A 21,950-nucleotide genomic window follows, 5' to 3' on the forward strand; every position below is an offset into this window, starting at 1 on the left:
ATGCCTTCCATGACGCTTCGAACCTCGCTCGCCTGCGCCTGCACCCTGGCCGTCGTCACCGCGTTGCTCGCGCCCGCCGCACAGGCGATCAAGCCCGCCGACACCGCCACGTTGCCGGCACCCGACGCGGCGCTGCAGGCGGCGGTCGACGGCAGCTGGCGCGATCGCGCCAACGTCGCGCGCGACGCCTATCGCCATCCCGGCCAGACCCTGGCGTTCTTCGGCATCACCCCGACCCAGACGGTGATCGAGGTCACTCCGGGGAGTGGCTGGTACGCGGAGATCCTGGCGCCGTACCTGCGCCAGCGCGGCCAGTACATCGCCGCGGTGGTCGATCCGGCGGCCGTGCCGGAAGGCCGCGGCCGCGACTACCAGCAGAAGGCGCGTGCCGGCCTGGAGCAGAAATTCGCTGCGGCGCCGGCGCAGTACGACCGCGCGCGCATCGTGGCGTATGCGCCGAACGCGCCGGTGTTCGGCCCGCCCGGCTCGGCCGACCTGGTGCTGACCTTCCGCAACGTGCACAACTGGCGCATGGCCGGCCAGGCCGAGGGCATGTTCAAGGGCTTCTACCAGGTGCTCAAGCCCGGCGGCGTGCTCGGCGTGGTCGAACACCGCGCCAAGGCCGATGTGCCGGCCGACGACAAGAGCGGCTATGTCGGCCAGGCGCAGGTGATCGCCATGGCCGAGGCGGCCGGCTTCAAGCTGGCCGGCAAGAGCGAGGTCAACGCCAATCCGCGCGATACCAAGGACTATCCGGGCGGCGTGTGGACGCTGCCGCCGAGCAACCAGCACGACGCCGCCGACGCCGCCAAGTACCAGGCGATCGGCGAGAGCGACCGAATGACCCTGAAGTTCGTCAAGCGCTGAGCCGGCACGCGGGCGGGGCGGCGCGGGCGCATGGGACAATGCCCGCGCCGCGCCGTGCGGCGCAGGTCCCGCCGCCGTTCCCGCCGATGCTGATCGCCTTCAACAAGCCCTTCAACGTGCTGTGCCAGTTCACCGATCGCAGCGACCCGCCGCGGCGCACCCTGGCCGAGTTCGGCCTGCCCGCCGACGTATACGCGGCCGGACGCCTGGACTACGACAGCGAAGGCCTGCTGCTGCTCACCGACGACGGCGCGCTGGCGCACCGTCTCACCGATCCGCGGCACAAGCAGCCCAAGACCTACTGGGTACAGGTGGAGGGCGCGCCGCAAGCGGAGCAGTTGCAGCGCCTGCGCGACGGCGTGCTGTTGAACGACGGCCCGACCGCGCCGGCCGAGGTGCGCCTGCTGGAGACGGCGCCGGCGCTGTGGCCGCGCGATCCGCCGGTGCGCTTCCGCAAGCGCGTGCCCGATGCCTGGTTGCAGGTGGTGCTGCGCGAAGGCCGCAACCGCCAGGTGCGGCGGATGACCGCGGCGGTGGGCTTGCCGACCCTGCGCCTGGTGCGCGCGGCGATGGGCGCGCACCGGTTGGACGGATTGGCGCCGGGCGCGTGGCGCGCGCTGTAGCGTGCGAGGTGCATTGGCGCGCATGCACAGGCGTGCGCGCGTAGGAGCGGCTGCAGCCGCGACGGTTGACCGGGAACGTCGTGTCGCGGCTGAAGCCGCTCCTACAAGATGCGTCCCGGAGTTACTGGAAGTGCCGTGAAACCGCGCCTACGTGGGAAGCGACGTGCCGCCAGCCCATAAAAAAAGCGACCGGGATCTCTCCCGGTCGCTGCGTCTTGCCCCGCGGCTGCCGTCGCTGGCAGCCGGCGCATCTCACTCTTCGGTGGCGGCATCCTGCGCGGCCGCATTGCGGCGCGTGCTGCGGGTGCTGGCAGCGCTGCGGCGGGCACCGGAGTTGCCGCGCTTGCTGGCGGCTTCGATGCGCTGCGCATTGCCTTCGATCGGCGCGCCCTTGTCGCGCTGGCGCTTGCGGTAGATGGCATAGCCGAGCAGGCCGATGCCCACCGCGGCGGCGGCGATGGCCACGGCCGGGTTACGGCGCACCGCGGAGCGCGCGACCTTGGTGCCGGTCTTCACCGCACCCAGCGCGGCACCGGCCTTGAGCGCGCTCACCGCCTTGCCCGACTGCAGCCACTTGTTCGCCTGCGGGCCGAGATGCTTGAGGCTGTCGCCGGCGTGGCTGGCGAGATCCAGGGCGCGGTCGGTGATGATGGTCAGCTTGCTCATGGGCGTCCCTTCTGGCAGGAATGAAGGAGTGCAGTGTCGCCCGCGCACCGTATACGGGGCGTTAGCGCTGCGCCGCGGATTCGTCTGCGGGCTGAATGCCGGCCGTGCGCGTGCGCTGCGTCATCAGGCCCGGGCACGCCGCGGTGGGCGTGCCGGGCGCACCGTCGTCAGTGCGTGGCGCAGTGCCCGACCGGCTATCGGGTCGAGCCGCGGCGCCGGCCGCGCGCGCGCCTGCCAGGCGCAACCCGACGGGCCGCTTGCGCACACCCATGGCCGCGTTGTCGCTCGGGCGTGCACGGGCGTTCGCTGCCTGCCTGGTCCCTGCCGCAGGCGCGCGCCATCACCGCGCGGCCCGCGCGGGATCGATGGCACGCCCTAGGTGCCGCGCGGCTTGGCGCGGTGGCTGGCGGTGGCGGTCCAGGGGTCGTCCGGCCACGGGTGGCGCGGGTAGCGGCCCTTCATTTCCTTCTTCACTTCCGGGTAGGTGCTGGACCAGAAGTTGCGCAGGTCCTGGGTGACCTGCAGCGGCCGTCCGCCCGGCGAGAGCAGATGCAGCAGCAGCGGCACGCGGCCATCGGCGATGCGCGGCGTATCGGCCAGGCCGAACAGTTCCTGCAGCTTGACCGCCAGCACCGGCGGCTGCGGCTGCCCGGCGTGGTCCAGGCTGTAGTCGATGCGCCGCTCCATGCCCGAGGGCACGGCGATGCGTACCGGTGCATGGCGGTCGATGGCCTGGCGGCGGTCCCACGGCAGCCGCGTCTTCAGCGCCTCGCCCAACTCGTCTTCGCCGAGCGCGTCGAGCCGGGTCTTGCCGGCGAAGGCCGGGCGCAGCCAGTCGTCGAGGCTGTCCAGCAGCGCGGCGTCGCCCAGGTCCGGCAGGTCCAGTTCCGGCATCCACTGGCGCAGTCCGGCCACCCGCGCGCGCCACTGCGACAGGCCCTCGCTCCAGGGCAGCGCCTGCAGCCCCAGTTCGCGCACCGCCTCGGTGAGCGCCGCGGCCGCCTGCGCCGGCTCGACCCGGCCAGCGGGGCGGCTGTCGAGCACGATGCGATCGAAGCGGGTCTCGCGCAGCGCGCTGAGCGCGCGCCGCTCGGGGTCCCAGCGCACCACGTCGTCCTGCACGAAGCGTTGCGGAAACTGTGCGCGCAGGTAGGTCTCGTCCACCGGCGCGGCGCGCAGCAGCAGCGCGTCCTTGGCGTCGTGGCGCAGTTCGGTGGCGACCAGCCAGGGCTCGCCGCGCAGGTCGCTGTGCTCGAACAGACGCAGGCTGCGGCCGTTGGCCAACTGGTAGCGCAGCGGATCGCTGGGGTGGCGGGTGCCGATGCGGTCGGGAAAGGCGTGGGCCAGCAGATCGCCGAGCGCATGCGCCTCCACGCTGTCCGGCGCGGCGGCATCGCTGCGCAGGCGCCGCCGCCACTGCCTGGCGGCCGCGTCGATCGCCGCCAGCGCGCCGCGGTTGGCGTCGTGCGGGACGCGGCCGCGACGGAACGCGGCCAGGGCGCGCCAGCGTGCGGCCAGCGCATCGCCACCCTGGCGCAGCGGGTCGCGCGCTTCGATCAGGGCGGCGAGGTCGCAGGCCAGCGCTTGCGCGCGCGCATCGTGGGCAGCCAGCAGCATCGCCGCCAGGCGTGGATGGGTACCCAGCGCGAGCATGCGCCGGCCGCTGGCGGTGATGGTGCCGTTCGCGCCGAGCGCGCCCAGCCGCTGCAGCAACTCGCGGGCGGCGGCCAGCGCGCCGGGCGGCGGCGGATCGACGAAGCGCAGGCCATCGCTGCCCCAGGCGGCCAGCTCCAGTGCCAGCCCGGCCAGTTCCACCTGCAGGATCTCGGCGCGGCGCTGCGCCTCCAGGCGCTGCGACTGCGGCCACAGCCGATAGGCCCAGCCGCTGGCGACGCGCCCGGCGCGCCCGGCGCGCTGGTCGGCCGAGGCCTGGGCGATGGCGGCCACGTCCAGTCGCGAGAAGCCGCTGTTGGGATCGTAGTGCGGCTCGCGCGCCAACCCGGCGTCGATCACCACGCGCACCCCGGGCAGCGTCACTGAGGACTCGGCCACATTGGTCGCCAGCACCACCCGCCGCCGGCCCTGCGGATCGGGCTGCAGCACCTTGCTCTGCTGCTCCACCGGCAGCTCGCCATGCAGCGGCAACACCTCGACCCCGCTCCCTTCTCCCCGCGGGAGAAGGTGGCGCGCAGCGCCGGATGCGGGTGCGCCGGAAGCGGTGTCTGCTGGGGTCGGGCCCGATGCACCGTCTCCTGGCGCTGCGCCGCCGCCCACACCGGCCGCCTCCAGCGCCGCCTGCACCCGCCCGATCTCGCGCTGCCCGGGCAGGAACACCAGCAGGTCGCCTGGATGCTGCTGCAGCGCGTGCTCGACCGCGCGCCGGGTCTGCGCTTCCAGCGACTCCTCGCGTCGCGCCGGGAAGTGCGCGATCTCCACCGGGAAGCTGCGCCCGGCGCTGGACAGCCGCGGTGCGTCGAGGAACTGCGCCAGCCGCTCGCCATCGAGCGTCGCCGACATCACCACGATGCGCAGGTCCTCGCGCACCTGCGCCTGCACGTCCAGGGCCAGGGCCAGGCCCAGGTCCGCGGCCAGGTGGCGCTCGTGGAATTCGTCGAACAGCAGCGCGCCGACTCCGTCGAGCATCGGGTCGTCCTGCAGCATGCGGGTCAGGATGCCCTCGGTGACCACCTCGATGCGGGTACGCGCGGACACCTTGTTCTCGAAGCGGATGCGGTAGCCCACGGTCTCGCCCGGCGCTTCGCCGCGCTGCCGGGCCATGAAGGTGGCGGCGCTGCGCGCGGCGACCCGGCGCGGCTCCAGCATGACGATGCGCCGTCCCTGCAGCCAGGGCGCGTCGAGCAGCGCCGGCGGCACCTGGGTGGTCTTGCCGGCGCCGGGCGGTGCTTCCAGCACCAGGCGCGGATGGGCGGCGAGGCTGTCGCGGATCTGCGGCAGCAACGGATCGATCGGAAACACGGCGGACGTCATCGGCCAAGGATACGGGGCCGCCGCGCCGCTGTAGAGCGGCGGCAGGGGCGTGGCCCGTACAATCGGCGGCGTTCCCGACGGATTTCCGCGCAACCGCATGACCCTGATCGACATCGGCGCCAACCTTACCCACGAGTCCTTCGACCGCGACCGCGACGCGGTGCTGCAGCGCGCCCATGCCGCCGGCGTCGCGCAGCTGGTGGTCACCGGCGCCAGCCGCGAACACTCGCCGCTGGCGCTGCAGCTGGCGCAGCAGCACCCGGGCGTGCTGTACGCCACCGCCGGCGTGCATCCGCACCACGCGGTGGAGTACACCGCCGAGTGCGACGCCGAACTGCGCGCGCTGCACCTGCATGCCGAAGTGGTGGCGGTGGGCGAGTGCGGCCTGGATTATTTCCGTGACTTTTCGCCGCGCCCGGCACAGCACCGCGCGTTCGAGCGGCAACTGCATTTGGCGGTGGATACCGGCAAGCCGCTATTCCTGCACCAGCGCGACGCCCATGCCGACTTCATGGCATTGATGCGCCAGTTCGACGGCAAGCTCGGGCCGGCGGTGGTGCACTGCTTCACCGGCAGCCGCGAGGAACTGTTCGACTACCTGGATCGCGACTGGTACATCGGCATCACCGGCTGGCTGTGCGACGAGCGCCGCGGCGCGCACCTGCGTGAGCTGGTGAAGCACATTCCCGCCAACCGGTTGATGATCGAGACCGACGCGCCGTACCTGCTGCCGCGCACGCTCAAGCCCACGCCCAAGGACCGGCGCAACGAACCGGCGTTCCTGGCGCACATCGTCGAGGAGCTGGCGCGCGATCGCGGCGAGGACGTGGCCACGGTCGCTGCTTCCAGCACTGCCGCCGCGCGGACGTTCTTCCGTTTGCCGACGCCGGGCTGAGCAAGTCGGCGCGGCGGGTTTCGGGAAGGAGTTGGGATTCGGGAGTCGGGAGTCGTAAAAACGGGCGCTGCCCGCATCTTTTGTAGGAACGGCTTCAGTCGCGACCGGGCACCTCGTCGCGGCTGATGGCACGGCAGCCATGCCGACCCTTTGCGCGACCCTACTGGCCGATGCACGGAGTGGGTTGGGATTTTCGTGTGGGAGGGACTTCAGTCCCGACGCCTGATGGTGTCAGTCGGCGTTGGGCGTCATTCGTCGCGGCTGATGCCGCTCCTACTCGGGTAACGTGAGTCGGCCTGCCCGGGCGGCACTCACCCGCGTCAATCGACCTGCGCATCCTCGCGCTTGGCTTCGGCCATGGCTTCCGGCTCCAGTTCCTCGGCACTGCGGTTGAGCTTGACGAACACGCCCCAGGCGATCAGCAGCAGCGCCGCGCACAGGCCGACCGCCGCGGCGTAGGGCAGCTTGGACGGATCGTCGTGCATCAGTTCGAAGATCGACACCAGGGTCTCGATCGCCAGGGCGATGACGATGACCACGAAGAACCGCGACAGGTAGCGGCGCACCCGGGTCGGTCCGCTGACCTTGACGTCGCGCTGCACCTCTTCCTCGTAGATGGTCTGGCCCAGCTCCAGGGTCACCAACGCCACGGTGAGCAATCCGATCGCCTCCAGCACCACGTTGAAGCGGTCGCGCACCACCAGTTCGCCGCCCGGGGTCAGGCCGTGCCACAGCTCCAGCACGGCCATGCAGATCAATCCCGCCGCGCACAGCAGGAACATTACGATGATCAGGAAATGCCCGCCGCGGAACAGTTTTTCCATGCGCGTGCCCGTCGCTTGCCCCTGTGTGGTGGGCGAGCATAGGCGTGGAGTGCGTCAGCGGCGCGCGAAGACGCGTGGCGGCCTTGGGGCGGCACGCGGGCACGATGGTCCCGCACGCCGCCCGCCGCGGCGGGCGCGACGGACGCGCCCGTACCGCGCATCGCTCTCTCCCCATGCGCGTCAGCGTGCGGGGAGGCCGGCCTGATACGCCTGCAGGTGGCAGTACGCGGCCATCAGCAGCGGCGCCGCGTGGCCGGCGGCGCGGGCGCGGGCCAGCATGTCGCCGACGATCTGCTGCGCTTCCACCTGTTGCCCGGCTTCCAGGTCGCGCAGCATCGAGGCCTTCATCGGCGAGCCGGGCTGGGTCAGCAGGTGCAGCGCGCTGGCCTGCGCCGCCTCGGGCACCGCTTCGCCGGCGGCCGCGGCCACCGCGGTGCATTCGGCGTACAGGCCGCGGACCAGCGCCACGCCGTCGTCGCTGGCGACGATGCGCCCGATCGGCGCGCGCATCAGGCAGGTGGCCGCAGCCAGCGCGGTGAGGAAGGTGTACTTGATCCATTGCTCCTGCGCGATCCGCGGCGCGGCCAGGTGATCCACGCCGGCCTGCGCGCAGGCGTCGGCCAGGGCACGCACGCGCGCGCTGTCGGCGCCGCGCCCGTCGCGCTCGCCGAAGGTCAGCGAGGCCGGCTTGGCCAGGTGCTGGATCGCGCCGTCGGCGTCGAGCACCGCGCTGATGAAGCACAGCCCGCCGATCACCCGCTCCGCGCCGAAGCGCGCATCCAGCACCGGGTAGTGGCGCAGGCCGTTGAGGATCGGCAACACGCTGGTACCGTGGTGCACGGCCGGCGCCACCGCGTCCAGCGCGCTGTCCAGGTCGTAGGCCTTGCAACTGAGCAGCACCAGATCGAACGGCCGCGCCTGCGCGGCGCTAGGCAGCGTCTCGGCGGTGAGCGTGGTCACCGCGATCGCCGCATCGCCGCGCGGACTGCGGATGCGCAGGCCGTCGCGTTGCAGGCGCGCGGCCCGCGACGGCCGCACCAGGAAGCTGACGTCGACCCCGGCCTGGGCCAGGCGTCCGCCGAAATAACCGCCGGTCGCGCCGGCACCGAGAATCAGGATACGCATGAGATGTGGATCGCGAAGGGGGACAGGCGCTCAGTGCAGCGGCCTGGAGGCTTCCGGTGTACGCAAGCCCTCGGGGGGCGTGACGACCTCGGCGGGAACGGCCTCGAAACTTACCGCATCCACGCGCAAGCTGCGCTCCTCGCGACGGTTGCCGACCTTGCCGCGATAACCAAGCAGCAGGCCGCTGCGATCGAGCCATAGCGTACCGGATGTCGTGCCGTCCGGGCCTTGCGCAGCATCGTAGCGCCATCCCGCAGCCAGACGGCCGGCGATGAATTCGCCGGGTGCCGGCGCGCAGCGCCCGCCGATCCTGGCACAAGGATCGGCGGGATCGTACCAATAGGGGCCGCTGGCGTCTGCGACGGGCAGGCGATAGTCGCCGGATTGGCTGACAAGCCAGCCGCGGCCGCGCGTCCCCGGGTTGATCAGATAGGCATCGGGCGCCTGCGCGCCGACGAAGTCGATGCGGATGGCATCGCCACGCAAGCGCACCTCCAGCTGGACCGCATCGCCCGCCTGCTTCGGGCCCAGCGGGCCGACGCCGTAGGCGCGCGCCTGCAGGCGCGCCTGTAGCGGCTCCGCTGCGTCTTCCTGCGCCTGCGCGGATGCGGCGGCTGAAGCCGCAAGCAGCAAGCTGGCCAGCAAGACCGAGAGCGGCCGCTCAATGATCAAGATTGCCGGCTTCGTAGATGGGGGACTGCATGCGCACCACGGCATAGGACTCGATGGGCAGACGGCGATGGCCGCTGATCGGCTCTTCGAACAGCATCGAGGCAGGCGTGTAGCTTTCGCCGCCGCTGACCAAATCCGACAGGCCGACGATGACGCGGTCGACGAAGGGGACGATCAATGGCATGTTGTAGGTGACCTTGATCTTGAGGATGTTGGCATCCTGCACATTGACCTGGCTGCCACCGACGTTGGCGTTGCGGAACGCTAGGCTGTCGTTGGGAAGCGCATAGTGGCCGTCATACTGGCGTTCGCGGAACTCATTGAAGGCGGCGCGGGTCGGCGCAATGACCTCGATCCTGGAAAATAACTGCACCTCGGTGTAGCGGATCTTCTGCTTGGTCACCAGCACATTGGCGACATCGGGGGACTGCACGAACAGCGGCGTCAAGCCGCCTGCCAGCGCATCTGCCATGTCGTTCTTTCTGGCCCCGTTGACGGCGCCGGCCCGGGCCGCTTGAAAGGCGGCATAGTCCAGCACGCTTTTGGTCCGGTAGATGAGCACGAACTGGAAGATCACCAGGACCAGGAAGAGGAAGGTTGGGACGACGACGCAGAATTCGATCAGGGATTGACCGCGTTGGTGCTGCGGTGAATAGCGCAATGCGATCATGAGCGTTCTCCTGCAGGAGCGACGATGCCGGTCGCGATGGACGATTCCGCCGGCCACCACACCAGATGCTCGCCACGCACAGGCTGCAGCGCCTGCATCGTACCGGGTGGCAGTTCAAGTGTGGCGTGGGCGCGCAGGCACAGGGCGCCGCGCCAAGGGCGCACGCCTTCGCGCCAGTCCAAGACGTTGCCGTCGCGATCGAAGAACAGCAGATCGAGCGGGTATGTCATGGCCAGGGTATGCACGCTGTTGCACGGCTCGATCAGCAGGCCTTCCCCCGGCCGCAGCGGTGCGCGTCCAAGCAGGCCGCGCAGCCGCAGCCACCAGGTGTCAGCGCGCCATACGCTGTGCAGCAGCACCTGCCCTTCGCGTCGGAGCGTGCCGCACTTCACAGGATCCCCTGCTGCTTCATCTGCAGGTAGATGAAGTACGCCAGCACCACGAAGATCAACGGAAAGAAGAACAGCACCAGCGGTAGCATCATCTTGACCGGCGCTTCCAGTGCCAGTTTCTCTGCGCGCAGGAAGCGCTCTTCGCGGCGTTGCATGGCCTGCGAGCGGAGGGTCTCGCTGAGGCTGGCGCCGACCCGGTCGGCCTGAATCAGGGCACTGGTGAAATTGGAGATCTGCGAGATATCCATGCGGTCGGCCATGCGCCGCAGCGCTTCGGCGCGCGGCAGGCCGGCCCGCAGATCGCGCAGCATGCGCGAAAACTCCTGCGCCAACGGACCCGGCGGGCCCTTCTGCACCGATTGCTCGATCGCGCCGGTGATGTTGAGGCCGGCCTCCACCGCCATGGTAATGAAATCCAGGAAGGTCGGCAGGTCGCGCACGACATGCTTGCTACGCTGTTTGCGCCGCTCGCCCAGCCACAAGGTCGGATACATCCAGCCCAATGGAATGCCGAACAACAGACACATGCACAGCGCGCCGAAGCTGAGCTTGCCGAGCAGCATCACGAAAACGGCGAATACCGCACTGACGGTGCCGGCCGCGACGATGCGGGTGCCGTAGAGCTCTTCGGGCGTCAGCACGAAGTCCTGCCCAGCCGATTGCAGGCTGCGATGGGCGCGCTCCAGCTGGGAGGACTTTAGGCGTGGCCCGACCACATGCGTGGCGGCGGTGACCAGCGGCCACAGCAGTCGCAGGACCGACGGCAGGGGATCCTGATAGTTGCGATCGTCCTGCGGGACCGCCTGCAATATGCCGCGCAACGCGAACAGCACCAGACCGACGGCGGTGACGGCCAACAGGGCGACCAGGGCAAGCATCCAGTTCATATGTCGATCGTCATGATCTTGCGGCACATGCGGTAGCCCAGGTATTCGAGCACGCACATCAAGGCAATGACGCACCAGCCGAGCAGGGTATGGAACATCGGGTTCATGGTTTCCGGATAGAACAGCACCAGGAACCCCACCAGTCCCGCCGGCAGCATGGCCATCACGATGCCCTGCAACCGACCCTGCGCGGTCAACGCCTTGACCTTGCCTTCCATGATCAGCTTGCGGCGCAGCGTTTCGGCAAGGGTGGACAGGCTTTCGGCGAGATTGCCGCCGACCTCGCGCGAGATGCCGACGGCGGCGACGAACAGCTTCACGTCCGGGATGGGGACGCGGTTGGCGAAGTTTTCCAGCGCTTCGTCGGTGCGCACGCCCATGTGCTGTTCGCGCAGGACCAGCGCCAGTTCCTGCGCCAGCGGCGGTTGCCCATCGTGCGCCAGTGCCTCCAGCGCAGGATTGAAACCGACACCGGCGCGCAGGCTGCCGGACATCATCAGCAGGCTGTCCGGAAGCTGCTGCTGGATCTGATCGAGCCGGCGCTGCTTGAGCCACAGATAGACCTTGCGTGGCGCGATCGCCAGTACGATCACCGCCACGATCGGCAGCAGCAGGTTGCCGCTGATCAGCCACAGCAACAACGGGATCAGCAGAAGCAGCACGCCATTGGCGACGAAGAGCATCTGCGGATCGACGAACAGGAACATGTCCGCCAGGTTCAGCCGCGCCTGGTCGACGAAGCGCTCATGGTAGCGCTGCATGAAGCTCGCACTGGCCCGGACCAGCAGCAGCCCGGAGACAGTGACGCAACTGAATGCGAGCAGGGCGACCAGCCAGATGTTATCCATTGCCCTGGCCGCCGTTGCGGAAGATCGACAGGTCTACCGGAACGCCGCGCTCGGAGAGCTCTTCGTAGAACTCCGGCACCGCGCCGGTGGCCATGAACTCTCCGCTGACCTTGCCGTCGCGGCCGCTATTGGACCTGGCCTTGAACAGGAAGACATCCTGCAACTGGATGGTGCCGCTTTCCACACCGGTGATTTCCGTGATGTGGCTGACCTTGCGTGATCCGCAAGGGAAGCGCTTCTGGTGCACGATCAGGTCGACGGCAGAGGCGATCTGTTCGCGAACCACCGTCATCGGCAGCTCCATGCCGGCCATCATCACCATCACTTCCAGGCGAGACAGCGCTTCGCGCGGATTGTTGGCGTGCGCTGTGGTCAGCGAGCCTTCGTGGCCGGTGTTCATCGCCTGCAACATGTCCAGCGCCTCGCCGCCGCGGCACTCGCCGACCACGATGCGATCCGGACGCATGCGCAGCGCATTGCGGACCAGGTCGCGAATGGAGATATGGCCCTTGCCTTCCATGTTCGGCGGGCGCGCCTCCAACGCGACCAGGTTCGGCTGGACCAGCTTCAACTCGGCTGCATCCTCGATGGTGACGATGCGGTCGGTGTCGGGAATGAAGTTGGACAGGATGTTCAGCAGTGTCGTCTTGCCGGAGCCGGTGCCGCCGGTCACGACGATATTGCGTCGCTCGCGCACCGCCATCGTGAGGAATTCCAGCATCGGCGCGTTGAGCGAGCCGAAGTCGATGAGATCCTTTCCTTCCAGCTTGCGCTTGGCGAACTTACGGATACTGATGCTGGGCCCGCGCAGGGCGATCGGAGGAATGATCGCGTTGACGCGCGAGCCGTCCTTCAGGCGCGCGTCGACCATCGGCGAGCTCTCGTCGATGCGGCGGCCGAGCGGGGTGACGATGCGTTCGATCGCCGACAGCACGGCGCGGTCGCTGGTGAAGCACACCGCGGACTGCTCGATGCGGCCGGCGCGCTCGATGAAGATCTGGTCGTAGGCGTTGACCATGATTTCGGTCACCGTGTTGTCCTCGATCAGGTCCTCCAGCGGCCCCAGGCCGATCGCCTCGTCCAGCACCTCCTTGGCCAAGCGCCGACGATTGACGGTCTTGGGCAGGTCGGCGAACTCCCGCTCCAGCACGTCGTCGATCAGGCTGATCGTGGTCGCGCGCAGCGTGTCGTCGCCCATGCTGCGCACGTCCAGGCGTCGCAGATCCATCTGCTTGACTAGCGCGGCATGGACCTTCGCGCGGTAGACCGCGATGTCCGGCGGCAGGTCCTGCGGCCGCGCCAGTTGCTGCTGCGGCTCGGCGATCGGCTGATTGGCTGCGGCGGCGACGTGCTCCTCGATCGGCGCCGCCGGCGCGTTGAAGGCGCCGGCATCCTGCCTGGCGGCCGGTGCCGCGTCGGGCTCGTCGCCGACGACTTGCAGGCGATAGTCGCCGATCTGCACCAGGTCGCGGCTGCTCAGCGGGCCACGGCTGCCGGTCACCTTTTCGCCGTTGACCAGCACCGATGCGCGGCCGCCCAGCGTCTCGATGAAGATGCCGGTGTCCTCGCGTTTCAACGCCGCATGTTGCTGCGCAATGCTCCAGCCCTGCAGGACGACCAGATTGCCATCGCCGCGGCCGATACCGCATTCGCGATGCAGGCAGCGGACGTGGCGGCGGTCGCGGTTGGGTGTGTCGATCAGGATATTGAACATGGCGTCTGTCTACGAGTCGGGACGATTACTGGACGTAGTCCTTGCTGCGCTTGGGCATCGCTTCCCTGCCACGCTCCTGGATGCGGCGTCCGCGCTCCAGGCCTTCCTGGTTCTCTGCCGAATCGGGGGTGAGGATGCGCGGGGTCACGAACATCACCAGTTCGGTCCGGTTGCCGCGGAAGCCGTCGGAGCGGAACAGCTTGCCCAGGATCGGAATCTCGCCCAGCAGGGGAAGCTTCTTGGCGTCTTGTTGCGCGCTGGAATCGATTAGGCCGGAAACGACGATGGTCTGGCCCGCCTTGACGTTCAGTTCGGACTCGGTACGGCGGGTGGTGAAGCCAGGCACGCCCTGTACGGTGACAGTGGGATCGACACGGCTGACTTCCGCCAGCAGACGGGTGGAGATCTCCTGGTTGCCATTGACCAGCGGCTCGATGTCCAGCTTGATGCCGTATTCCTTGAAATCCACGGTTACTTGACCGAACCCCTGCGGGATCGGGATCGGCACCTCGCCGCCGACCAGGAACTTGGCCTGGCCGCCGCTGCGCGCACTGAGTTGCGGCGACGCCAGCAGGAACGCCTTGCCCTTGTTCATCAGCAGGTTGATCGCCGAGCCGATCTGGGTGGCGATACCGAAGAAGGCTTGGGTGCCGGGCACGCGATTGGGCAGGACCACGCCCGCCGCCGGAGTGCCCGAAGGATTGATCCGGTAGTAATCGTTGGTGGTGAAGTCCTTCAGCAGTCCGCCGACCGGGCCCTGGATCACGTTGTCCCATTGGATGCCCAGTTCTTCCAGGGCATTGCTGTCGAACTCCATGATCTTCACGTCCATCAGCACCATCGGGCGCATCCCCACCGGATCGGCGGAGGTGAAGTCGAGCACGCTCGGATACAGCTTCATCAGTGCTTCGATGCGCTTAGCCACGCCAGGATTGATGTCCTGGCCGGTGATCACCACGCGGTCGGCGACCGCATGCACGCCCAGATTCGGTACGTCGGCCAGTAGCGTGCGGATGGTTTCCACCGTGGCGCTGGCATTGCCGTCCATGACTTCGACCGGTACATCGATCTGGCGCCCATCCTGCAACCACAGATGCACGCTGGTCGCACCTGGCTTCTGGCCGATGATGACCAACTCACGCTTGCCGATATTGGTCACCTGGACCAATTCGCCATTGCCGACGGCCACCCGCTTCAATGCCTGCGGAAGGCTGTGCACGGCGGCCTGGCCGGCATAGATGCGGGCGCGCTCGGGCAGCGGTGTGACGTCGGCGTTGCCGGCGGCGCGCTGGTACGCAGGATTCGGGACAGGCGCAGGGAAATTGCCGTTCATCGGCACCGGCGACTGATTTCCCGTGGCCTGCGCTTGCGGCTGCGTTCTCGTGTCGGGCGCGACCCTGACCGGCACCGGCACGAGGCCGGATTGCTGCTGCGCCTGGACGTCGCTGTTCATGGTCATGGTCGCTGCGGCGAGCATGGGAAGGAAAAAAACACTCCATGTAGTCCTGCGCATGCGTCAGCCTTTGCCTCCGATGATGAATTCCACGCCGCTGCTGCCGCCGGGCTTGGCGGTGCCGAGCAACTCTTTCTGGGTCATGCCGTTGAGGCCGAACGAGTTCCGGTCCTCAACCTGGCGCAGCATCACTCGCATCGCCCCCGCCTTGGCCGCCACCGTCAGGCGCTCTGCCTGCTGCGGGCTCAGTTCCAGGGTGATGTTGGAGAAACCTTGCTGGTCTTCCTGTACGGGCGTGTCGCCGACACGGTTGCCGGTCGCTAGGACGTTGATGTTTTCCAGCAGCGGGATGACGCGCGAGCCGGCGTTTTCCTGTTCAACGGTCAGCAGGATATCGACATGGTCGCCAGGCGCGATCATGCCGGAGATCGAGTTGGTTTCGTCCACGGGTAGGGTGTAGCCGACGGCGCCCGGCTTGATCACGCGCGAGAACTGGTCGTACAGCGGCACCAACGCGCTGGCGCCCAGCGGAGCGCCCTGGCGGACGGGCGCGCGCAGCATGCGACCGCTGAACTGGTCCACGTTCTCCGGCGTCACCGCATCGGCGGGCTGCAGGTCGGCAGGCACCTCGCGGACGGCCAGATCGGACGTGGTGACCACCGTCCCCGGTGCCATGTCGGATTTGGGCACGGCCACCGCGACGGTCTGGCCGACATCCTTGGTTCGCGCGGCCACGGCGCTCTGGACGTAGCGCACCGCGACGAAGGCCGCCAGGGCGCCGAGGCCCAGGGCGACCACGATGAACAGCAGGTTGCGGTTCGGCTTGAATGCAGGCGCCTTCATAGCCACCCCAGCGACAGCGCATAGGTGAAGCTGGCGTACGCCTTGCGCAGCGAATCGATCAGTTCCAGGATGATGTTCGGCTGCGCCACGAGCACGATGACCGCCAGCATGGTGACGATGCTGTACTCGATCAGGGCCGCGCCGCGTTGTTGCAGGGCGGAGGGCGGGAAGGCGGATCTCACGGCGTTCGTCCTCATTGCTGTAGCTGATTGACCACGATCGAGGTGCCCTTCTCGCGGCGGTTGAAGGTCAGGGTCATCTGCTGCTTGCCCTTGCTGTAGCTGCTGACGCAACTGTTGGAAATCATCGAACAGGCCGTCGCCGAGGATTGCGCCGTCCAACCTTCGGCCGGTAGCCGATTGCGATAGAAGGCCTCGCTCTGATACGGCGATAACGTGCTTTCCATCGCGAGCGTACGTCCGGGGTTGTCCAGATACTGGATGTCGTTGACGACCGTGGTGCCGGACGGCTTCATGAAGTCCGCACCCGGCGCAGTCCGCGGCTTCTCCTTGAGCAGGCGCACGATGCCGACCTGCGCTTCGCTGCCCGTACCGGCGCCGTTGAGCTCGATGGTGATGTAATGCTCGCCCTGGGCGTGGCCGACAATGGTCTTGCTGCCGACGTCGTTGACCGTGACCTGCCCGGGCCACTGCTTCGAATAGAAGGCGATCAACTGCTGCGGCGACTGCTGGCTCGTATAGCGCGACGCGCGCATATGCAGACCGTTGTAGATCATGTGCTTGGACACCCACTCGCTCTTCGCGTCGTCGGGCTCGGGCACGTCGGGCCACTCCGCGGCGCACGCGGCCGCCGGCGCCAGCAGGACCAACAGCGCCAGGATCAGGCGAACCACGGGCTCAGCGCGGCGGGGCATAGGGTTCCAGCTTGTCCACGGGCACAACGTCGGGGGCGATGTAGCCCGGCTCGAATCGACTGATGGTGCCGACGATCGGGATGATCTTGAGTGGATCGAACAGCTGCGCCGAGTCGCTCAGGTAAGAGCCGGGTACCAGCGTGCGTACCTGACCGATGACGGAACGCTTGGCCGGATTCTTGGCAGTGCCCGGTCCGGCTGCATTCCAGGGGTCGGTCAACAGGCTGTTGCTGCCCTGCATGCGCAGCCCAAGCTGGTCGAACGGTTCCAGGAACGCCGCACTGCCGCCGTTGGCGAGCTTGAGGTCCTGCACGCTGACGCTCAGGTTGGACGTCACCAGCCCTTTGTCGTTCGGCGGGAAGTTGCCGGGAATCTTGCTGATCAGACTGCTGAGGCGATCGAGGATGCCGGAGGACCGCTCGTTCTTGTAGGCGTTGACCCGGATGTCGCCGCGTTCCAGCAGCGGTTGGTTGGAGAAGGTGTTCAGCAGCGGGTTGTCGACACGATCGCGCGCAGCGCCGGTGCTGGCGCGGCTCACGATCGGTGTATCCGCCTTGCCGAAATGCCGGTCCACCGTCAGGTCGCGCATGCGCGTGGCGGATGGCAGGGTGTAGTCCTTCGCCACTGTGGCCTCCCAGGCGGCGGCGCGCGCCGCCTGCTGGGTGGCCTGGCGCAAATGGATGTACTTGCCCACGATCGGGATCAACAGGAACAGCGGAACCAGGACGGCGCACAGCACCGCCGCCTCGGTGAGGCTCTGGCCGTCCTGGCGTCCGCGCAATCGCGGTTGTCGACGCTGGCGCATGCTTGCGACCCTCCTAGTTGATCTTCCCCGATGCGCGCGGTGCTTCGAGCGCGGCGGAGTCGAATGCCTTGCCGACGCTGATCACCTGGGTGGTGACCTTGTAGTCCGCATCGGCGCCGGGTGTTTGTTCCAGGACAATGAAGCCGCGGTTGGGGCGATGGTCGTTCAGAGGCTCGGAGGTGAATCCCCATTTCGTTCCGGCCGACCAGACGCACTGACGTAGTCCGGTCGGCTTGACCCATTCGTTGCAGGGCTGACCGGCAACGCTGCGTTGGGTCGGGCCTCGGAAGTCGGACAGCGCGGCGGGAGCGCTCTTCTCTACCGGCGTGCGGATCAGCGCGTCCTGCGGTGCCGCCTCGTCGGTTTTCTCGCCCGTCGCCAGATCCACCTGCTGGTAGCGGCTGGCAGTGGTGGTTTCCTGGTTGCCGGTCGTCTCCAGCCGGAACAGGCAGGTGCCACCGGCGCCGTCGTTTGCGACGTTCCAACTGGTCTCGCGGACGACCTCGGTATCACGATCGAACCAGAGTTCGTAGCGGGTCGTGCCGAGCAGTGCAACGTCCTGATCTGACAGCGGACGGCTTTGCAGTCCGCCCGCCTGGCAGTCGCGCAGCGTCGCCAAGTAGTTCTCTCGCGCTTCGTTGACGCCATTGCGGGTCATTTCCACGGTCTGCCGAACGTGGATCGGCGGCATCGAACTGCGGGTATCCTCCACGCCGTCGGCATCCACCGCCGTGGCGCTGCAGCTGCACAAGGTCAGGAGCAGTGCCCCCAAGGCACTCTTGCGGCAGCGGAGCAACGTCGACCTCATAGTGCACCGGTTCCTGCGACGACGGCCTTGATCGCGTTCGGCGTATCGACCAGGCGCGCCTGCCAGTACGGACTGAACAGATTGCCCGACTCGACCTTGTTGTCGCCGCGGCGGAACAATGCATAGTTGGGCGGCCGGTTGAAGTACACCTGCGCCGAGGACAGTGCGCTCAGCTTGCCGTTTTGCGCCTTGTTCTGCATGGCCATACGCGACCCCGCGGCGTTGCCGATGCCGACGGTCTCGCTGGTGCGCGCGTTGCGCATTTCGGTTTCCGCGTACACGCTGAACACCGGGCCGGCGTTCTCGTCGAAGATCTGGGTGCCATTGCCGGAATATGGACGCATGGCCATGTTTTTCTTGACGTCGTGATAGTCGCGAAGGCCGTTGTAGCTGGTGAAAAAAGCGTTCTTGTGCTGGCCCTTGGCGGCCCTGACGTTCGCATCGCCTTCGACCAGGCGGCTGACCAGGCGGTTCTTGCGCAGGCTGTCGCCGTAGGGGCGGTAGCGGCGCTTGTCCCAGTCGGAATACCAGCCTTGACCATTGCCGAAGCCGTTGAGGAAGCGCTGGTTGCGATAGCGGTCGACTGCTTGCGCACCGCCCCAGCCCATCGGCAGATCGATGTCCACGATCGGCCAGATCTTGACGTCCATCGACATGGTGTCCAGCGCCGCCCAGCGGTTGTAGTCGACCATGTCGGTGCCGCCTGTGCTCTCGAAGTTGATCAGCCCGATGCCCACCCGATCGCCGCGGTCCTTGCTGAAATCGTCGCGCGACTGCATCACCACATTGCGGAAGCGATCGGCACCATTGCGCTGCGCCGCACTGCCTGTGCCGGTCGTGCGCGGAATCCTGTTGAAATCGAGGAACTTGCTTTCTGCGGTGAGCAACTGCTCGGCGAGCACACCTGTGCCTACTGTCCCCAGGCTCGCATTTGCCGAGTTTCGTTGCACGACATCCCTTGCGATCAGCATGCCGTCCACACGGGACACGCCTTCTATCACCGACGCCGCCGACGTGGCGAAGATGCCGTTGAGTTCGTCAAGCACGGCGATGATGCCTTGTGCGAACGGCTGAAAGGCAGTTCGAATGCCTTTCAAGATGTTTTCCGCTGTCTGGAAGGCGGTCGCGATCACTCTGAACACCGCGCCGACGTACGGGATCAGCGACAACACATTCATGGTGACGCGCATCGTGATCGTGGTCATCTGCAGCTGGTTCATCCACGAATACAGGCTGATCGTCTGTGCGATCGCCACTTCGTTGGCCACCCGCGCGCGATTCATGTAGGCAGCGAAATTGAGCGCACGCGCCTGCTGCACCGCGACGCTGTACGCGGCCGCATCGGCGGCGTTGGTGAGCTCGACTTTCTTGTTGACCGACTGCCCGCTGTCGAACAGCACGATGGCGCCGACGCATAGCACGAGGATCAGGACCAACCCCAGCACCATGGCCTGGCCGGCCATGCTGCGCTTCCCGTCCAGGCGGGGCGGCACACGTGATTTGGCAATCGCGATCGCTGCACGCATCTGCAGTTCCTTTGCCGAATGCACTTCCTACAGCGGCGTCACCGGCATGTCGGAAAATAGAGGAAGGGCCTGGGCAGCGTGACTGCCCAGGTACCTAGGACATCAGGCAACAACAGAATTACTTGTTGTTGTACGCGTCCATGCCCTTGGTCTTGTCAGCTTCCTGCTGTGCGCTGTTGGACTGGTTCTTGGCGCGGTTGATCGACTGCGTGGCGCTCTGGCCCGCCAGTTCCTTCGACATGCCCGCGACCTGGCTGCGAACGGTGCCGCCGAAGAAGGTGACAGCGGCAATCGCGGCGATCGCGATCAGGGCGGTGATGATGATGTACTCGGTCATGCCTTGACCCAGCTGCTTGCGGCCAAACCCGATGTGACGGCGATGGTTCTTCATCTGAATCCTCTCCTTGGCTCTTTCGCCCGATGACCGGCAGCACACATGCGTCCCGCGCGGCAACGTGTGGCGAGTGGGTGATGTAAGTGAAATCATTCACAGAGATGAAGCTGATCTCTGGCCCGCGGATGCATCGAACGAGAACGGATGCGGACGGCGCCAATGTAGCGTCAAGATATTGCCGTTACAAGAAAAATGGCGTTAATAAATTGACGCTAAATGGAGTGCATATCACATAATCTGTCAAATCTCAGGCACGCGACCACCGATACACAGGTCCGGCTGCGAAGTGTCGCAGCGCGCCATTTACTGAAGGAGATGACAGTTTCTGTGGTTTAAGTCAAAAATCTGTCGTGGTTGATGTCAGTTAGCCGAGGAAGGGACGTCGGCTGATCGCCGTCTTACTGCAGCGGAAGACGGTGCAGACGGCAACAGCGCCCGCGGCGCTACGCCCGCTGCGACGCGCCCGCCTACCGCCATCCTGTTAGCGCCGTTGTGGCGCAGAGCGGGCGTTACAACGCAGCCCTGGACAAAGAAGCGTACGCAGGCACGCCTGTCGGTGGCTCAGAGCTTGACCAACTCGACCCGCCGGTTACGCGCCTTGCCTTCCTCGGTGGTATTCGGCGCGATCGGCTGTTCCTGGCCGAATCCTGCCGCATGCAGGCGATCGGCGGCGATGCCGGCGCCGGTCAGGTAGGTCACGACGGCGCCAGCGCGCGCCTCGGACAGTGACTTGTTATGGGCTGCGTCGCCGCTGTTGTCGGTGTGCCCATTGACCGCCAGGCGCAAGCCGCTGTCGGATTTGAGCAACTGCAGGACCTGTTCCAGTTGGGGCTTGGAGTCCGGAAGTATCTGGGCTGCATCCGAGGCGAAGTTCACCTGGATGGCGACCTTGCCTGCACTTGCCAGTTGCTGCTGCAATGCGTCTGCGGGCAGCACCTTGGCGGTGGCTTGGAAGGGCTTGGTTTCGGCGATCAGAAGACCACCGCTGCTGGGGCCGCTGCAGACTTGGATCCAGATGTCGCGATCGGCGCGATGGATGACGAACGTATCGGTTGGCTCGTTATAGATGTCGCCGATGCCATCGACATAGGTTACCGCCGCCTTGCTGTCGCCGATGGCCTTGGCCGCATCGGCGGGAATCGGTCCGCTGGCGATGCGCTGCCCGCCCAACGATTCCACCAGCGTCTGGATATTGCGGTTCAGTTCCACACCCGAAAAAGGCTTGCCTTCGGCGGTGCCGAGCGCGGCGGCATAGACCTTGCCCTCCACCCATTCGACGCGGTCGCCGGTCCAGAACGGCGCGCGATCGAAATCGTTGCGAACAGGCGCATTTTGGGTGACGTAGCCTTCAGGCAGGCCGAGGTACGGAAAGCTGCCGAGCGGGGTCTCGGAGACAGGCATGTTGGCGGCATCGAAGCGGTGCGCCGTTTCAGCGGCGGGCGCTGCCGCCGGCGCGGATGCGGTTGGCGTCGCGGCGCTCGCCGCCGGGGCGGGGACTTCGGTTGCCTGCTGCGGGTCGGTGCGTTTGCAGCCGGCAGCGGCGGCAATCAGGAGCAGGCAGGCGCTGAGAGCGGCGCGGCGCGCCGTGGGAGTGATCGCGGTCATCGGGGGGTCTCGGGTGCGGACGGGGAGCGCTCAGCGCATCTCGCTCAAGAGTTGCTTGCAGATCGCAGCGTCAGGCTTGTAGGTGCCTGCGGCGTGCGCCTTCTGCATGGTTTGCTGGCCCTGCTTGTAGCCGTTGTCGAAGTCGCTGCCGAAATTCTTGACCTGTGCGTACATGCCCTGCATCACCTGCTTCTGCTTGGTCTTGTAGGCATCGATCTGCGCCTGGCTGGCGCCGCAGGCCTTGCCGTTCTCGGCGTTGCCGCCGACGATCTTGCCAAAATTGACGATCCCGTCGTCCTGAGCGTGAACCCCGCCGCTGGCACATGCCAGCACTGCTGCCGCGATGACTGCCGTGTATCGGTTCATTCCTTGCTCCTCGTGCGGCCCGCGGCGAGCGGGCCGGTGAAACCCCTGTGGCCCGGAGGATAGCAATGCCATGCGTAACGCCCAACCCCGTTTGGGGGCGCTAGC

Annotated in this window: 23 protein-coding genes; 3 read left to right on the forward strand and 20 right to left on the reverse strand. The window is 67.2% G+C overall.

What is annotated here, in order from left to right:
* Window positions 1-9 precede the first annotated feature (9 nt).
* Complete coding sequence (locus tag AC1PME_RS01485; RefSeq protein WP_481097081.1) at window positions 10-867, forward strand: class I SAM-dependent methyltransferase; 858 nt, start codon at window positions 10-12, stop codon at window positions 865-867.
* 86 nt (window positions 868-953) lie between these two features.
* The gene (locus AC1PME_RS01490) at window positions 954-1,490 is read left to right on the forward strand and encodes a pseudouridine synthase (RefSeq protein ID WP_254461313.1); all 537 of its coding nucleotides are present in this window, start codon (window positions 954-956) and stop codon (window positions 1,488-1,490) included.
* Between the two features lie 252 nt (window positions 1,491-1,742).
* On the opposite strand, the gene AC1PME_RS01495 is transcribed toward AC1PME_RS01490, so the two are convergent.
* Together AC1PME_RS01495 and hrpB are read right to left on the reverse strand one after the other, a co-directional pair.
* Complete coding sequence (locus AC1PME_RS01495) at window positions 1,743-2,156, reverse strand: hypothetical protein (protein ID WP_481097082.1); 414 nt, start codon at window positions 2,154-2,156, stop codon at window positions 1,743-1,745.
* A 375-nt stretch (window positions 2,157-2,531) separates the two neighbouring features.
* On the reverse strand, window positions 2,532-5,144 hold the full coding sequence (gene hrpB / locus AC1PME_RS01500; protein WP_481097083.1) for an ATP-dependent helicase HrpB: 2,613 nt from the start codon (window positions 5,142-5,144) through the stop codon (window positions 2,532-2,534).
* A 97-nt stretch (window positions 5,145-5,241) separates the two neighbouring features.
* Here hrpB and AC1PME_RS01505 point away from each other — a divergent pair, with 97 nt between their 5' ends.
* Window positions 5,242-6,039, forward strand: coding sequence for a TatD family hydrolase (locus AC1PME_RS01505; RefSeq protein WP_481098047.1), 798 nt, complete (start codon window positions 5,242-5,244; stop codon window positions 6,037-6,039).
* A 320-nt stretch (window positions 6,040-6,359) separates the two neighbouring features.
* Here AC1PME_RS01505 and AC1PME_RS01510 read toward each other — a convergent pair whose 3' ends face one another.
* The 18 genes from AC1PME_RS01510 to AC1PME_RS01595 all read right to left on the reverse strand — a co-directional run bounded on the left by AC1PME_RS01510 (window position 6,360) and on the right by AC1PME_RS01595 (window position 21,917).
* Window positions 6,360-6,863, reverse strand: a complete 504-nt coding sequence (locus AC1PME_RS01510; protein ID WP_481097084.1) for a hypothetical protein — start codon at window positions 6,861-6,863, stop codon at window positions 6,360-6,362.
* 180 nt (window positions 6,864-7,043) lie between these two features.
* The gene (gene panE, locus AC1PME_RS01515; protein WP_481097085.1) at window positions 7,044-7,988 is read right to left on the reverse strand and encodes a 2-dehydropantoate 2-reductase; all 945 of its coding nucleotides are present in this window, start codon (window positions 7,986-7,988) and stop codon (window positions 7,044-7,046) included.
* A 30-nt stretch (window positions 7,989-8,018) separates the two neighbouring features.
* On the reverse strand, window positions 8,019-8,660 hold the full coding sequence (locus AC1PME_RS01520; RefSeq protein ID WP_481097086.1) for a hypothetical protein: 642 nt from the start codon (window positions 8,658-8,660) through the stop codon (window positions 8,019-8,021).
* Entirely contained in the window at window positions 8,650-9,330 is a 681-nt protein-coding gene (locus AC1PME_RS01525; protein WP_254459954.1) for a TadE/TadG family type IV pilus assembly protein, read from the reverse strand. The genes AC1PME_RS01520 and AC1PME_RS01525 overlap by 11 nt, the downstream gene beginning before the upstream one ends.
* Window positions 9,327-9,689: a DUF192 domain-containing protein gene (locus tag AC1PME_RS01530; RefSeq protein ID WP_481097087.1), complete on the reverse strand. Its 363-nt coding sequence runs from the start codon at window positions 9,687-9,689 to the stop codon at window positions 9,327-9,329. The genes AC1PME_RS01525 and AC1PME_RS01530 overlap by 4 nt, the downstream gene beginning before the upstream one ends.
* Window positions 9,690-9,718: 29 nt before the next feature.
* Entirely contained in the window at window positions 9,719-10,609 is an 891-nt protein-coding gene (locus tag AC1PME_RS01535; RefSeq protein ID WP_481098048.1) for a type II secretion system F family protein, read from the reverse strand.
* Window positions 10,606-11,457, reverse strand: a complete 852-nt coding sequence (locus tag AC1PME_RS01540; protein WP_254459957.1) for a type II secretion system F family protein — start codon at window positions 11,455-11,457, stop codon at window positions 10,606-10,608. Before AC1PME_RS01540 ends, AC1PME_RS01535 begins: the two co-directional genes overlap by 4 nt.
* Window positions 11,450-13,171 (reverse strand): TadA family conjugal transfer-associated ATPase, encoded by a 1,722-nt coding sequence (locus AC1PME_RS01545; RefSeq protein WP_254459958.1) that lies wholly within the window; start codon window positions 13,169-13,171, stop codon window positions 11,450-11,452. The genes AC1PME_RS01540 and AC1PME_RS01545 overlap by 8 nt, the downstream gene beginning before the upstream one ends.
* Window positions 13,172-13,196: 25 nt before the next feature.
* Entirely contained in the window at window positions 13,197-14,630 is a 1,434-nt protein-coding gene (locus AC1PME_RS01550) for a type II and III secretion system protein family protein (RefSeq protein WP_481097088.1), read from the reverse strand.
* 57 nt (window positions 14,631-14,687) lie between these two features.
* Window positions 14,688-15,467, reverse strand: a complete 780-nt coding sequence (cpaB, locus tag AC1PME_RS01555) for a Flp pilus assembly protein CpaB (protein WP_254459960.1) — start codon at window positions 15,465-15,467, stop codon at window positions 14,688-14,690.
* Window positions 15,464-15,649: a hypothetical protein gene (locus tag AC1PME_RS01560; protein ID WP_481097089.1), complete on the reverse strand. Its 186-nt coding sequence runs from the start codon at window positions 15,647-15,649 to the stop codon at window positions 15,464-15,466. Before AC1PME_RS01560 ends, cpaB begins: the two co-directional genes overlap by 4 nt.
* Before the next feature lie 11 nt (window positions 15,650-15,660).
* Window positions 15,661-16,341 (reverse strand): hypothetical protein, encoded by a 681-nt coding sequence (locus tag AC1PME_RS01565; protein WP_254459962.1) that lies wholly within the window; start codon window positions 16,339-16,341, stop codon window positions 15,661-15,663.
* Window positions 16,325-17,146, reverse strand: coding sequence for a TadE/TadG family type IV pilus assembly protein (locus AC1PME_RS01570; protein WP_481097090.1), 822 nt, complete (start codon window positions 17,144-17,146; stop codon window positions 16,325-16,327). The genes AC1PME_RS01565 and AC1PME_RS01570 overlap by 17 nt, the downstream gene beginning before the upstream one ends.
* 13 nt (window positions 17,147-17,159) lie before the next feature.
* The gene (locus AC1PME_RS01575) at window positions 17,160-17,954 is read right to left on the reverse strand and encodes a hypothetical protein (protein ID WP_481097091.1); all 795 of its coding nucleotides are present in this window, start codon (window positions 17,952-17,954) and stop codon (window positions 17,160-17,162) included.
* The gene (locus tag AC1PME_RS01580; RefSeq protein WP_254459965.1) at window positions 17,951-19,480 is read right to left on the reverse strand and encodes a pilus assembly protein TadG-related protein; all 1,530 of its coding nucleotides are present in this window, start codon (window positions 19,478-19,480) and stop codon (window positions 17,951-17,953) included. Before AC1PME_RS01580 ends, AC1PME_RS01575 begins: the two co-directional genes overlap by 4 nt.
* Before the next feature lie 118 nt (window positions 19,481-19,598).
* A complete protein-coding gene (locus AC1PME_RS01585) occupies window positions 19,599-19,871 on the reverse strand; it encodes a pilus assembly protein (RefSeq protein WP_152236810.1) in 273 nt (90 codons plus the stop codon).
* A 564-nt stretch (window positions 19,872-20,435) separates the two neighbouring features.
* Entirely contained in the window at window positions 20,436-21,479 is a 1,044-nt protein-coding gene (locus tag AC1PME_RS01590) for an OmpA family protein (protein ID WP_481097092.1), read from the reverse strand.
* A 30-nt stretch (window positions 21,480-21,509) separates the two neighbouring features.
* Entirely contained in the window at window positions 21,510-21,917 is a 408-nt protein-coding gene (locus AC1PME_RS01595) for a hypothetical protein (protein WP_481097093.1), read from the reverse strand.
* Window positions 21,918-21,950: the final 33 nt, after the last annotated feature.

The sequence above is a fragment of the Xanthomonas sp. NCPPB 901 genome, assembly GCF_056725085.1.